Here is a 13,753-nt window from a genome sequence, read left to right on the forward strand (position 1 = left end):
GATGGCCCTCCCAATTTCGTCCTCAGCCGCATCAGCGCCTTTGTCATATTCAGCGACGGAGCGTCACCACAGCGGGAGGTCGTCATGGCGGGTGTGCTGATCGAGCTGGGTGTCCGGTTCATCGCCTGGTACGTGGGCTTGCTGGTCCGCTGTTGGCGCGGGGTCTCCCGCTGGATGACTCCGCGGTGGCGCACTGATCCGCACGTGGAACGCCTGCAGGCGTGGCGCTCCTGGCTCGGGTACGCCAGCGTGGTCGTCGCCGTCGGCTTGTCGGGGGAGGAGTCGACGGGGTTGGCCGACAAGATGCTCACGGGCGCGCTCTTGGGCTTCCTGCTGAAGGCGACTGTCGCGGTCGTCGTCGTGCTCGTGGCTCTGGCCGTCGTCTCCCTCCGCAGCCACCGCACGCAACGTCGCGGACGCCTCCGGCCGGTGGTCCGCCCCCTCTCGCTGCTCGTGACCGTCATCGCCGTTCCGCTGCTCGTGCAGCAGGGAATGGGCTGGGCCGAGCGGCGACCGCCCGGTTTTGTTGGGGCCGAGCACCTCGCGCCGGTGCTGCTGGGTGGCGGTGTGGTCCTGTACTTCGTGTGGCCCTTCCCGGCGGTTGCCGCCGCGGCGGTCGTGGTGCGAGGTGTCCGCCACCTCTTCTGCGCCGGTGACGTGCACCCGCTGCTGCCGTCCGTCCTCGCGTTCGCGGTGGCGCTCGCCAGCGGTGCGGAGAACGTCCACCAGGCCGTGCAGCCCGCCGTCGGCGTCGAGCGGACGTTGTCCCTCCTCGCGCTCGGCGGATCCCTGACCGTCCTGGGACTCACCGCGTACGAGGACCAGCGCTTGCGGCGGCTCGGGTGGCAGTGGTCCGACCTGCGGATGCCGCTGCACGAGTTGCCGGCTGCGCACCCGGTGCACCGGCTCGTCCGGAGGTCGACGTGAACCGGCCTGTCGCCGAGCGCTTGTTCAAACTTAACTTCCAACCTTGATTATGATGTCGGCATGTCCCGCCTCGTCAGTACGCAGTGGGCCCCGGACCGGGACATCACCGGCGTCCCCCGACGCCACCGCCAGCCCTGCCGCTACGACGCCTTCGTCCCCGACCGCCTCGTCGGACGCGAAGTCCTGCTGCCCGCCGACGTCGCCGCCGACGTCTCCGACGCCGAACGCGCCGTCCAGCAGCTCAACGCCTCCGGTCTGCCCTACCGCGGCTACGAAGCCATCGCCCGACTGCTGCTGCGGGCGGAGGCGGTCGCGTCCTCCCGCATCGAAGGGCTGGAGGTCGGTGGCCGTCGACTGGCGCGCGCCGACGCCGCGCGGGAGCTCGACGGATCGTCCCCTGACCAGGGGGCGGCTGACGTCCTCGGCAACATCGACGCCATGCGCGCCGCCGTCGACGACGTCGCCCGACGGCCCGGGCTGGACGTGGACGCGATCCGCGACATCCACCGCGCCCTGTTGGCCGGCACTCGCGACGCGAGCTGGGCGGGAACCGTCCGCGACCGCCAGAACTGGATCGGTGGGTCGAGCTTCAACCCGTGCGCCGCCGACTTCGTGCCGCCACCCCCGGACGAGGTCGAGGCGCTGCTCGAGGACCTCGTCGAGTACGTGGACTCGGACGTCCATCCGCCGGTCGTCCAGGCCGCGCTGGCCCACGCGCAGTTCGAGACGATCCACCCCTTCGCCGACGGCAACGGCCGCACGGGTCGCGCACTCATCCACGTCGTCCTGACCCGTCGCGGTCTCAGTCCCCACCACGTCCCGCCGGTAAGCCTCGTCCTGGCTACCCGGAGCCGGGACTACGTCGCCGGTCTCGAATCCTTCCGCGAGGACGGTCACACCGGGATCGCCGAGTGGGTCGCGACCTTCGCCGCGGCGACGACCGAAGCCTGCGCGCGGGTGTCGGGACTCACCGACGGACTGGCAGAACTCAGCCAGCGTTGGCGCGAGGCGGTGGGACCGCTGCGTGCGGGGTCGACGGTCGCCCAGTTGCTCGACGACGTCCTGCCGCAGACCCCGGTGACGACGGTCGCGCAGCTGGTGCGGCTGACGGGCCGGTCGACCCAGGCCGTCAACGAGGCCGTCGACCGACTGCACACGGCCGGGGTCCTGGTGCAGACGACCGCCGGCCGACGCAACCGGGCGTTCGAGGTCGACGGATTGATCGACCTCATCACCGGGTTCGAACGGTCACTGGCCTCACCCGTCGGCGACACTGCGGTCGAACCGCCCGCCCGTCCCGTTCCCCGGCGCTCGCCGAACCGTTGACCGCGGTCAGTCGCGCACCGACCGCAGGTGGGCGGCGGCGATCTCCTCCAGGTGCACCACGTCCCCCGCCACCGTCACCACGTCGAACCCCTCCGCCAACCGCTTCGCCGCGACGTCCCCGCTCGGTGTGTGGATCCCCACGCTCTTCCCCGCCGCCCGCCCAGCCGCCTTGATCCGCTCCAACGCCGCGTCGAACTCGTCCGAGATCGCGGGGTCGCCGGGGAACGCGGCCCCCAACCCCAGCGACAGGTCCGACGGCCCGACGTACAACCCGTCGAGACCCTCCACCGCGGCGATCTCCTCGACGTTCGCGAGCCCGTCCGCGGTCTCGATCATCGCGAGCACCAGCACGTCGCGGTTCGGCACTTCGGTGGAACGCCCCAACCGCAGCTGGGCCCGCATCGGCCCGAACGACCGGCGCCCCAGCGGCGGGTACTTCGCGTTCTGCACCGCGAGCCGCGCGTCGGCGGCCGAATCCACCAGCGGCACGATGATCGCGGAAGCGCCGGCGTCGAGGGCCTGCCCCATCCACGTGATGTCGTTCGCGGCCGCGCGCACGATCCCCACGGTGTCCACCGACCCGAGCCGCGCTCCGGCGTCCACGGCCATCAGCCCACGCAGCAACCCGTCGTAGCCCATGAGGCCGTGCTGCTGGTCGAGGCAGATGTAGTCGTAGCCGACGCGGGCAAGGCGTTCGGTGGAGGCGGGGGAGTCGAGCATCACCCAGTAGCCGATGAGGGGTTCACGGGCGCGGAACTTGCGGGCAAACTCGGCGGAAGCAGACAGCGCGGTCACAGGAGACTCCAGGTTCAGCGGTTGTAGGCGGGCATGGGGCCGAACAGTTCGGCCCCGACGGCATCACACGCCGCCACGAGGTCATCGGGCAAGGGGCCGGCGGTCGCCAGCGCGAAGTTGTCCTCGAGCTGAGACAGCCGGGACGCACCCAGCAGCACCGACCCGACCACACCCTTCGAGAACAGCCAGCGGAACGACAGCTCCACCAGCGACAGACCAGCCGCGGAAGCCAGCGAACCGAGGCGTTCGGAGGCGCCGAGGAGCGCGTCGTTGAAGTAGCGGGCTTTGTACATCTCGGCCAGCCGTGACTCCGCGAACCGTCCGCCGCTCGGCTCCGACCCCCGGGAGAACCGGCCGGTCAGCAGCCCACCACCCAGCGGGTTGTAGACCATCGTGTGCAGGCCGTGGACCCCGGCGAACTCGGCGTACTCCGTCTCGAGGTGCCGCGCCAGCAGGTTGTAGAGCTGCTGCGCCACCACAGGTGACGGCGCGCCTACTCGAGACGCAGCCGAGATGACGTCGGCGATCTGCCACGCAGCGAAGTTCGACACCCCGAGCGCGCCGACGAGACCCCGAGAAACGAGCTCTGCCACCGTGGACAGCGTCTCGTCCAGCGGCGTCGTACGGTCGGGCTGGTGCAGGTACAGCAGGTCGACCGACTCGCGCCGCAACCGTCGCAGGCTCCCCTCCACGGACAGCGTCAGCCCCTTCGCGGACAGCGGAGCGTGCCCCGCGGCGTCCGGGTGCGGGATTCCCGCCTTCGTCGCCACGGACACCGATCGGCCGGCCAGCAACGAGCCCAGGATGGTTTCGGTGGCCCCACCGGCGTACCCGTTCGCGGTGTCCACCATCGTCACGCCGGCGGCCAGGGCGGCGTCCAGCATCGCGGCCGCCTCCGACTCGGACGCCGTGTCGCCGAACGTCATCGTCCCCAGGATGAAACGCGAGACCTCTATCACGAACGCACCCCCGCCAGCACCTCACGAGGCTTCCGCCCGCGCATCGTCGACGGGTCGAGCGCCGCGGACCGCAACGCCCGCGTGTACGGGTGCTGCGGCCGGCGCAGCACCTCCCGCGTCTCACCGCTCTCGACGATCTGCCCGGCCGACATGACCACGACGGTGTCGCTCACCTCGCGCACCACTCCCAGGTTGTGGCTGATGACGACGAACGTCACGCCGGTGTTGGTCTGCAGGAACTGCAGCAGCGCCAGGATCTCTGCCTGCACCGACACGTCCAGCGCCGACGTCGCCTCGTCCAGCACGATCAGTTCGGGTTTCGACGCCAGCGCCCGGGCGATCCCGATGCGCTGCCGCTGTCCACCCGAGAACTCTCGCGGGTACCGACCGCGGGCGGACTCGTCGAGCCCCACCTGGTCCAGGTACTGCGCCGCCTGCTCGAACCGTTCCGACGAGGACAGCCGGGGTGCGCGCAACCCGATCGCCTCGCCGACGATCCGTTCCGCCGTCAGGTGTGGGTCGAGCGAGCCGTACGGGTCCTGGAAGACCATCTGGACGCGCGAGCGCATCGGCCGAAACTTCCGCTCCGGCAACTGGGCGATGTCGACGCCGTCCAACAGGATCTGCCCCGACGTCGGAGTCAGCAGCCGGACGATGGACCGCGCGATCGTCGACTTCCCGCAGCCGGACTCACCGACGATCGCCAGCGTCCGCCCCGCCTCGACGGAGAACGACACCCCGTCGACCGCCCGGAACACGCCACCCCGGACGGGGTACTCGACCACCAGGTCGTTGACCTCCAGCAGTGCGGTCACAGTGAAGGCTCCAGAGGTCCGAGTTCGGGTACCGACGACAACAGCTTCTTCGTGTACGCCTCGGCCGGGTGGTCGACGATCTGCTCGGCCTCGCCGGACTCCACGAACGCGCCGGACTTCATGACGTGGATCCGGTCGGACACCAACCGCGCGACCCCCAGGTCGTGGGTGATCATCAGGATCGCGACCCCGGTCTCCTCCTGGAGCGAGAGCAGCAGGTCGAGGATCGACGCCTGCACCGTCACGTCGAGCGCACTCGTCGGTTCGTCGGCCACCAGCAGTTCCGCCTCAGCCGCGAACGCCATGGCGATGAGCACGCGCTGCAGCATCCCGCCGGACAACTGGTGGGGGTACTTGCGCAACTGTTCCTCGGGCGTCCGGATCCGCACCGAGTCCAACAGCTCCACCGCACGCGTCTGCAGGGCAGCACCTTTCAGCGAAGGGTTCTTGATCCGCACCGCCTGCTTCAGCTGCTTGCCGATGGTGTGCACGGGGGACAGCGAGGTCATCGGGTCCTGCGGGATGAGCGCGACGCTGCGACCGCGCAGCTTCTCCAGCGCCTTCGGCTTGGCCACCACGTCGGTGCCGTGCAGCAGCACGGACCCCGACAGCACCGCGAGATCGGGGGACAGCAATCCGAGCACGCCCATGGCCGTCGTCGACTTCCCCGACCCGGACTCGCCGATGATCGTCACCGTCTCGCCCCGGTCGACGGAGAACGACACCCCGTCCACCGCGCGGACCACCCGCCCCGGTGCCATCAACTCGACCCGGAAGTCGATCACCTCCAGGACGCTCACTTCGCACCCCGCAGCCGGAAGACCGAGAAGCCGCCGTCGCGGATCCCGTCCCCGAAGAGGTTCACCCCGATCACCAGCACGGCGATGAACAACCCTGGGATCGTCACGACCCACCAGGCCGTGGTGATGAAGTCCTGCCCGTCGCTGATGATCCGGCCCCACGTCGCGAACGGCCGCTGCGGGCCGGCGCCGAGGAAGCTCAGCGCGCTCTCCAGCAGCACGGCCTGCGCCAGCAGCAGGAGCACCACGACGACGGCCTGGTTGATGACGTTCGGCAGCACGTGCTTCATGAGGATCCCGATGCGGTGCAGGCCGAGCACCCGGGCCGCGGCGACGTACGGCTTCTCGCGTTCCACGAGGACCATCGAGCGCGTCAGCCGCGCGGGTTCGGGCCAGTTCGCGATGGCGATGACCAGCGCGATGACCGGGATCGACGTCCCGAACAGCGCGACGACGAGCAGCAGCATCATGAGCAGCGGCAACGACAGCTGCGCCTCGATGAGCCGTGAGATCACCGCGTCGACCTTCCCGCCGTAGAACCCGGCGAGCGACCCGAGTGCGATCCCCACGAACCCGGACACGACGACGGCGAGCACGCCGACGAGCAGCGAGACCTGACCGCCGTAGAGGATGCGCGCCAGCAGGTCGCGGCCGAGCTGGTCGGTGCCCAGCAGGTGGCCGGAGGTTCCCGGGCCGACGAGGCGCAGGGCGAGGGTCTGCGCGTCGGGGTCCTGGATCGGCAGCACCCGCGCCAGCGCGACGGGCAGCAGCACCAGCGCCGTCAGCACCGCGCCGACGACGATCTTCACCCGCGCGCTGCGGGATCGACGAGCAGCACCCGAGCGGTGGATCAACCGCGGGGTGACCGCGGTGGGGGCCAGTGCGCTCATGCCGAGACCTTCCTTCCGAGCCGGACGCGCGGGTCGAGCAGCGGGTAGCAGAGGTCGACGAGCAGTTGCACGGCGACGGCGAGGACGGCCGTGACGAGCACCGTCGCCTGGATGAGCGGGTAGTCGCGGGTCTCCAGGGCGCGTACGACGAGCGACCCGATCCCGGGCCAGCCGAACACGACCTCGACGACGACCACCCCGTTGAGCATCGACGCGAAGCGAGTGCCGAGCGCCGTCACGACGGGTACCGCGGAGTTCCGCAGTGCGTAGCCCCAGATCAGGCCGTTCTGCGACACCCCCCGGGACCGGGCGACGGTGAACCAGGGCGACGACAACGCCCCGCCCATCTCCCGGCGCACCATCCGCGACAGCAACGCCACCTGCAGGATCGCGATCGTCGTCGCGGGGAGGACGATCCCGCCCCACGAGTCGAACCCCGCGGCGGGCAGGATCGGGAACGTCACCGCGAACACCGTCAGCAGGACGATCCCGATCCAGAAGTCCGGCATCGACTGTCCGGCGATCGTCAGCATGTTCACGCCGAGTTCGCGGCCGGTGTCCGCTCGCCGGGCCATCCACACCCCGAGCGGGATGGAGATGACCGCGGCGAGCACGATCGAGGCGAGCGCCAGGGTGATGGTGTTCGGCAACCGCTGCAGCACGACGTCGACCGCGGGCTGCCGGAACGAGTACGACGTCCCGACGTTCCCGGTGACGATGTCACCCAGGAACTTCCCGTACTGCACGATCAGTGGCTGGTCGAGCCCCATCTGGGTGCGGACCCGGTCCAGTTCCTCACCCGAGGCCAGCGGTCCGGCGTAGGAGTATGCCGGGTCGCCGGGGGCGAGGCGGATCAGGACGAACACCGCGGTGATGGTGAGGAACACGGTCAGGAGGCTCTGCCCCAACCGGGTCGTGAGGTAGCGGATCACGGACGTCAGCCCAACTTCACCGAGGTGATGTCGTAGGAGTTGATCGGCTTGAGGTCGATGCCGGAGACGCGGGAGCGACGGGCGAGCAACGCCTTCGGGACGAACGCCCAGAGCAGCGGCCAGGTGTCCCAGACGTCTTGCTGCACGTCGGCGAGCAGCCCGTTGCGGGCCTGCTCGTCGCTCGTCGCGGACGCCTGGCTGATCTTCGCGGCAATCTCGGGGAAGACGTACCCGTGGTAGGAGTCGCGGGTCGCCTCCTTCTCCGGGGTTCCGCCGTACATGCCTTGGATGGTCGTCAACGCGAGGCCGGTCTGGTTGCCGTAGCCGTTGCCGAGGATGTCCCAGTCGCCGGCCTCACCACGCCGCCAGGTGCCGATGTCGCCGCCGGGTTCGAACTGCTTCAGCGTCGCGGTGACCCCCACGGCCTTGAACATCTCGACCAGCGCCTCCATCGTCGAGGCGTCGCCGGCGAACTCACCGTTCTCCCAGATGATGGTCAGCGCCAGGTTCGTGACCCCCAGGCGGGCGAGTTCGCTCTTGCACTTCTCGGGGTCGTAGGTGAACTCGCCGACCTCGACCGCTCCCTCGAGGGTCCCGGGGACGACGCCCGTCGCGGAGGTGACGGAGTCGCCCATGATGCCGGTGACGATGGAGTCGTGGTCCACGGCGTAGCCGAGGGCCCGGCGGACCTCGGGGTTGGCCAGCGGGTGCCCGGCCGGTTTGCGGAAGTTGTAGAACAGCTGGTTGTACCGGGTGCCGTCGACCTCGTCGATCTCGACGTCCTTCACCGACTTCAGCTGCGCGACGGAGTCCGCGGTGACCGAGTCGATGACGTCGACGTCCCCGGAGCGCAGCGCGACGACGCGGCTGGACTCCTCGGGCATGAACCGGACCTCGATGGTCGGGATCGTCGGCTTGTCGTCGCCCCAGTAGTTGTCGTTGACCTCGAGGGTGTAGCTCCCGGTACCGCTCTCCGACTTCGAGACGACGTAGGGCCCGGTGCCGACCCCGTCCTGCAGTTCCTCGGCCTTGTTCGCGGCGGCGGGAGTGATGAGGATGTTCGACATCAGCGAATCCAGGACGACCACGGGGGTCTGCGTCGTCAGCGTGAACGAGGTCTCGTCGATCTTCGTCACGGTCGGCCACTCGGGGAACTGCTGGGCGACGAACGATCCTTCGACCTGCTGGTAGAGCTCGATGGCCTTGGCGACGTCCTCGACGGTGACGGCGCTGCCGTCGGAGTAGACGATCCCGTCGCGCAGCTTCACCGTCCACTCGTTGTCGGTGGTCTGCTCGAACGACTCCGCGAGGACGGGGACGGGTTTGAGGTCCTTGCCGATCGCGGTGAGGGCCTGGCGCACCGCGCGTTGCACGGTGACGGCCGCGTCGAACTGGTTGAGCTTGTTGTCGAGGCTCACCAGGGAGCGGTTCAGGCCGAGGGTCAACGTCGCCGTCGCACCGGCGTCACCACCGGAGCCGGAGTCGTCCTTGCTGCCACCGGGCGAACCGCACGCTGCGACGAGGCCGACTCCGAGGAGGGACCCGGCGCCCAGCACGGTGCGGCGGGACGGCGAACTGGTCGTGCTGGTCATCGTTGACCTCCTGGGCCGGCACCACCGCGCAGGTGGTGAGGTGGGGAGAGGGAGCTGGTGAGGCGTTCGGTGAGGGCAACATCGCCGGCTCCGTCCGCCGGTGACGACTATCACACGATTGCGCAGTCTGCGCAATGGAGCTAGCGTGTTCCGCGCAAGGTCGGGTTGCGGGCCGTGTCACCATCGGGAGCAGAGGCGCTTCCGCGGGCTCACACCACACTGCACTCCCGGGATCTCACAACCGCTGTCACGCATCGAACACCCTCAGGAGGTCACCGTGGACGGTCTGCTCGTCCTCGCTGACGACCTCTCCGGCGCCGCTGAGTCGGCGGCTGTCCTGCGGCTGCGTGGTTCGCGCAGAACGGGCCCTGTGAACGTCGGGCTCTGGCCCGCGCGGGTCACAGCGGACGACACCGTCCTGGACCTGGACTCGCGACACCTCGCACCGGCGGACGCGCAAGGGCGGATCGCCGAGGTCCTGCGCGCAGCGCCCAGCCGGACGGTCGTCACCAAGGTGGACAGCCTGCTGCGCGGGAACCTCGTCCCGGTCGTGCGCGCTCTGGGTGGGGCGGTCGTCCTGGCCCCCGCGCTGCCCGTCGCCGGTCGGACGGTGATCGGTGGGCGGTTGCTCGTCGACGGTCGGCCGCTCGCCGAGACCGCCGCGTGGGCGACCGAAGGGCGGACGGCACCGGAGACGGTGGCGGCCGCACTGCCGGGGGTAGACACCACGGTGCTCACCCTCGACGTCGTGCGCTCCGGGGACCTGGCTGCGCACATCGCGCAGGTCCCGCCAGGAACCGTCGTCGTCTGCGACGCCGAGACCGACGACGACCTCGACCTGATCGTCACCGCTTCCCACGGCCGGCCGCTGGTCGGTTCGGCGGGACTGGTCGCCGCGGTCGCCCGCGCGCTCCCCGCGGAGGCGGCCCACGAGCAACCCGACGCACGGATCGTCTCGCGCCTCGTCGTGGTCGTCGGCACCGCCGAACCCACCGCGCAGCGCCAGGCCGATGAACTCGTCGACGCCGGTGCCACCCCGGTCGACCTGCCGTGCGCCGACGTCCTGCTCGGCACCGCTGTCGCCCAGCTCGCCCAGGCCGTCTCGCGGAACTCCCTGACCGTCGTACGGCTCACCGGGACAGCCCACGGCCGACAGCTGTCCCGGGCGTTGGGGCGTGTCGTCGCCGATGCGGTCGGGCCCGCCGACCTCGTCCTCACCGGCGGCGAGACGGCCCGCCACGTCCTCGACGCCCTGCGCGTCCCCTCGTTGCGGTTCGTCTCGCAGATCGAGCACGGCGCCGTCCGCTCCGAGACCCCCGACGGTCGTCACGTCGTCACCCGCCCCGGCAGCTTCGGCGGCCCGGACAGCCTGCTCCGGATCGTGCGATCGCTGAACCCCGAACTCCTCCCACCTCTGGAAGGCCTTCCCATGAGCAGCAGCACGAGTCCCGCCATCGCCGTGACCATGGGGGACGGAGCCGGTGTCGGCCCGGAGATCGTCGTCGCCGCGCTCCTGCACCAGAGCGTCGTCGAGAACTCCCGCTCTGTCGTCGTCGGGGACGCCGCCCGACTGCGGCTCGCCGCGGACGTCCTCGGAGTGGACGTGAAGGTCGTCCCGGTGGAGGGAGTCGCGGACGCCGTCTTCGAACCCGGCCGGATCAACGTCGTGGACCTCGGACTGCTGCCCGCCGACCTCGCCTGGGGACAGCTGTCCCCCGTGGCGGGCGACGCGGCCTACCACTACGTGCGGGTCGCCAGCGAGATGGCGATGCGCGGTGAGGTCCAGGCGATCTGCACCGCCCCGCTCAACAAGGAGGCGCTGCACCTCGGTGGCCACGTCTACCCCGGTCACACCGAACTGCTCGCGGAGCTCACCGGGACGAAGGAGGTCTCGATGATGCTCTCGACGCCGACGCTCAAGGTCATCCACGTGACCACCCACATCGGGTTGGTCGACGCCGTCGCCAGGATCGAACCGGGACTGGTCGAACGCACCATCCGCCGTGGGCACACCGCGCTCGTCGCCGCCGGGAACGCGAACCCCAAGATCGGCGTCTGCGCGATCAACCCGCACGCGGGGGAGGGCGGGTTGTTCGGCTACGGCGAGGAGGCCGAGAAGATCACGCCCGGCATCGAGGCCGCGCGCGCCGACGGGATCGACGCCCGCGGACCGCTGCCCGCCGACACGTTGTTCTTCCTGGCCGGCCGCGGTGACTTCGACCTCGTCGTCGCGATGTACCACGACCAGGGACACGGGCCGGTGAAGGTGCTCGGCATCGAGGCCGGCGTCAACATCACGGTCGGGCTGCCCGTCATCCGCACCTCCGTGGACCACGGCACCGCGTTCGACATCGCGGGGACTGGCAAGGTGGACACCCGCAGCATGGTCGAGGCCATGCGGCAGGCCATCGAGGTGGCTCCTCGCCCCACGCAGGACTGACAGGGAGACACATGCCCTCCGTGGCGACCGAGACCCGGCGTTCAGCCATCGTCGACCTCGCCCACGAGGGTCTCGCCAACGTCGAGACCCTGGCCTCCCGCTTCGACGTGTCCCCGTCGACGATCCGTCGCGACCTCGCGATCCTCACCACCGAGGGCCGCATCGCCCGCACGTACGGCGGCGCGATCCCCATCGGGGCGCACAGCGAGTCGACGTTGCGGCAGCGGATGGACGAGGCGCACTCCGCGAAGGTCGCGATCGGGCAGTGGGCCGCGACGCAGATCACCACCGGCGACACCGTCCTGCTCGACGTCGGCTCCACCGTCGGAGCGCTCGCGGCGGCGTTGACCGGAGCACGAGGCCTGACGGTCATCACCGCCAGCCTCACCGTCGTCACCGAACTGAGCGACGCCGGCGGAGTCGTCGTCGAGTGCCTCGGCGGCCGGCTCCGACCGTTGAGCCAGGGTTTCCTCGGACCGCTGACCGAGGCGGCCCTGGAACGGGTCAGCGCCGACGCCGTGTTCCTGGGGACGGACGGGATCTCCGACGAGGGGGAGATCTGCGAGGCCGACCTGGGGCAGGTCCGCCTGAAGGAGCTCATGGTGCGCCGCGCCGAGCGGGTCTACGTCCTCGCCCACGGCGAGAAGATCGGTGCCCGCCCCTTCCACGCCTGGTTCCGGATCCCCCTGCCGTGGACGATCGTCACCGACGCCACCGCGCCGACGGAGCGCGTCGCGGCGTTGCGAGCTCGCGGGGTCCAGGTCGTCGTCGTGGACGAGACGCAGGGATCCCGCTCGCCCACGACCACCGAGTCGGTCGAGTGAGCTGCGGTGTTGTCGCTGGCCTCCGGGTGAGGGTCGTGGCGCCTCTCCCCCGGGCGTCGTCCTGCAACGGTGAGCGGTAGAGGGTGACGCGGCGACGGCGTCGGCGACGGTCGGCGAGCCACCTCGGCCGAGGACTCGTGCAGGGCTACGTCCAGGCGTTGCGGTGGGTCTGGCGCACGGTCGGACGGTTGATGCGTCCCCGTCGTCGGCCTGACCTGTTCGTCGAGAAGCTGCAGGCCTGGCGATCCTGGCTCGGCTACGCGTCGGTGGTCGTGGCGGTCGGGCTCTACGGCAGCGCCCCCGACGACCTGGGACAGCAGCTGCTCGAAGGGGCCGTGATCGGGTTCGTCGTCAAGGCAGTGGTCGCCGTCCCGATCGTCGTCGTCGCGATCGCGATCATCGCCATCGTGAGCCACCCCACTCAGCGGCTCGCCCGGATCGAGCCGGCCCTGCGGACGTTGGGTCTGCTCGGCGCCGCGATCGGACTGCCGTGGTTCGCAGTGACGATCGTCGAACGCTTGGACGGATCCGCGACCCGTCCAGACTTCCCGCTCCTGGGCCTGGCAGTGCTCGTGGGTGTCGTCCTCGCGATACCGCTGCTGTTCGTCGGCGCGGCGTCCGCGGTCGTGCACGGCGTCCGGTACCTGTTCTGCGTCGGGGACGTGCATCCGCTGTTGCCATCGGTCCTGGCGTTCCTCATCGCACTGTGCTCCGGGGCGGAGAACGTGTCAGGAGCCCTCGACCCCGGGCCAGGCGTGGAACTCGTCCTCGCCTGGCTGGCGGTCGGAGGATCGCTGGTCGTGCTCGGCCTGACGGTGTTCGAGCACCGCCGGCTGCGGCAGCACGGAAGCCGGTGGAGCGACGTGCGTCGAGAGCTCAGGGACCTGCCTCGACGTGATCCTGTGCGCCGACGAGCGTGAGGGACCAGAACGGGGCGACCAGCCGGTCGGCGGAGGGGCATGACCGGTACGAGTCCGGGTTGGTCACCCTGCGGGCTCAGGTCAGTCGGTGGACTGCCGATGAAGAGCTCTGGGTGCAGGGCTGCCGGGGACCACCCGCAGTCGAACCGGCTCCGGCGGAGGCGATTTGCAGATGCCGTCAGGAGCCGCGTACTGTTCCTCATGTCGCCCCGACGGGGCGGAAAACCGGAGCTTCGCAGCTTGGGTGGTCCGCGTCTGGTGGGTGGCGCGGGAAGCCTTGATCGCGGTTGGGTTGCTGTTTGGCCTGGTTGGTGGTTAAGGTGGGAAAGTTGCCCCTCTTCGGGTGGCCCTCTGTGTGGGGGGTTGTCGCGGGTGGGTGCGTCCGGTTCTTGAGAACTCAACAGTGTGCCAAAAATGTTGATGCCATATATGTATCAACCCCCAATCGACTGTCACTGCGCTGCGTTTTCTGCGTGGGTGGGTGATGGTTTGGGGTTCCTTTGGGATTGATCCTCGCCTCTTTCACGCCAGTG

General features: G+C 70.0%; 12 protein-coding genes. 5 read left to right on the top strand and 7 right to left on the bottom strand.

The features are described from left to right. Window positions 1-84 precede the first annotated feature (84 nt). Together AC0I8G_RS21240 and AC0I8G_RS21245 are read left to right on the top strand one after the other, a co-directional pair. On the top strand, window positions 85-927 hold the full coding sequence (locus AC0I8G_RS21240; RefSeq protein ID WP_471731709.1) for a hypothetical protein: 843 nt from the start codon (window positions 85-87) through the stop codon (window positions 925-927). Between the two features lie 60 nt (window positions 928-987). Beyond that, window positions 988-2,253 carry a Fic family protein gene (locus AC0I8G_RS21245; RefSeq protein WP_471731710.1) on the top strand — a complete coding sequence of 422 codons (1,266 nt, stop codon included), beginning with the start codon at window positions 988-990 and terminating at the stop codon, window positions 2,251-2,253. Window positions 2,254-2,259: 6 nt separating this feature from the next. Here the strand turns inward: AC0I8G_RS21245 and AC0I8G_RS21250 are convergent, their stop codons facing one another. From AC0I8G_RS21250 to AC0I8G_RS21280, 7 genes are read right to left on the bottom strand one after another with little or no spacing between them, the layout of a single operon-like run. Then, window positions 2,260-3,039, bottom strand: coding sequence for an HpcH/HpaI aldolase family protein (locus tag AC0I8G_RS21250; protein WP_471731721.1), 780 nt, complete (start codon window positions 3,037-3,039; stop codon window positions 2,260-2,262). A gap of 23 nt (window positions 3,040-3,062) precedes the next feature. After that, window positions 3,063-3,974, bottom strand: coding sequence for an aldo/keto reductase (locus tag AC0I8G_RS21255; protein ID WP_471731711.1), 912 nt, complete (start codon window positions 3,972-3,974; stop codon window positions 3,063-3,065). Window positions 3,975-4,003: 29 nt separating this feature from the next. Then, the gene (locus AC0I8G_RS21260) at window positions 4,004-4,822 is read right to left on the bottom strand and encodes an ATP-binding cassette domain-containing protein (RefSeq protein WP_471731712.1); all 819 of its coding nucleotides are present in this window, start codon (window positions 4,820-4,822) and stop codon (window positions 4,004-4,006) included. Beyond that, window positions 4,819-5,583 carry an ABC transporter ATP-binding protein gene (locus AC0I8G_RS21265; RefSeq protein ID WP_471731722.1) on the bottom strand — a complete coding sequence of 255 codons (765 nt, stop codon included), beginning with the start codon at window positions 5,581-5,583 and terminating at the stop codon, window positions 4,819-4,821. The genes AC0I8G_RS21260 and AC0I8G_RS21265 overlap by 4 nt, the downstream gene beginning before the upstream one ends. A gap of 35 nt (window positions 5,584-5,618) precedes the next feature. Then, window positions 5,619-6,512 (bottom strand): ABC transporter permease, encoded by an 894-nt coding sequence (locus AC0I8G_RS21270; protein ID WP_471731713.1) that lies wholly within the window; start codon window positions 6,510-6,512, stop codon window positions 5,619-5,621. Further along, window positions 6,509-7,444 (bottom strand): ABC transporter permease, encoded by a 936-nt coding sequence (locus AC0I8G_RS21275; protein ID WP_471731714.1) that lies wholly within the window; start codon window positions 7,442-7,444, stop codon window positions 6,509-6,511. The genes AC0I8G_RS21270 and AC0I8G_RS21275 overlap by 4 nt, the downstream gene beginning before the upstream one ends. A gap of 5 nt (window positions 7,445-7,449) precedes the next feature. Further along, a complete protein-coding gene (locus tag AC0I8G_RS21280; protein ID WP_471731715.1) occupies window positions 7,450-9,036 on the bottom strand; it encodes an ABC transporter substrate-binding protein in 1,587 nt (528 codons plus the stop codon). A gap of 277 nt (window positions 9,037-9,313) precedes the next feature. Here AC0I8G_RS21280 and pdxA point away from each other — a divergent pair, with 277 nt between their 5' ends. The 3 genes from pdxA to AC0I8G_RS21295 all read left to right on the top strand — a co-directional run bounded on the left by pdxA (window position 9,314) and on the right by AC0I8G_RS21295 (window position 13,220). Beyond that, window positions 9,314-11,476, top strand: a complete 2,163-nt coding sequence (gene pdxA, locus AC0I8G_RS21285) for a 4-hydroxythreonine-4-phosphate dehydrogenase PdxA (protein ID WP_471731716.1) — start codon at window positions 9,314-9,316, stop codon at window positions 11,474-11,476. An 11-nt stretch (window positions 11,477-11,487) separates the two neighbouring features. Further along, a complete protein-coding gene (locus AC0I8G_RS21290) occupies window positions 11,488-12,300 on the top strand; it encodes a DeoR/GlpR family DNA-binding transcription regulator (RefSeq protein WP_471731717.1) in 813 nt (270 codons plus the stop codon). Between the two features lie 83 nt (window positions 12,301-12,383). Continuing rightward, on the top strand, window positions 12,384-13,220 hold the full coding sequence (locus tag AC0I8G_RS21295; RefSeq protein WP_471731718.1) for a hypothetical protein: 837 nt from the start codon (window positions 12,384-12,386) through the stop codon (window positions 13,218-13,220). Window positions 13,221-13,753 lie beyond the last annotated feature (533 nt).

It is taken from the genome of Kineococcus sp. AC630 (genome assembly GCF_979255925.1).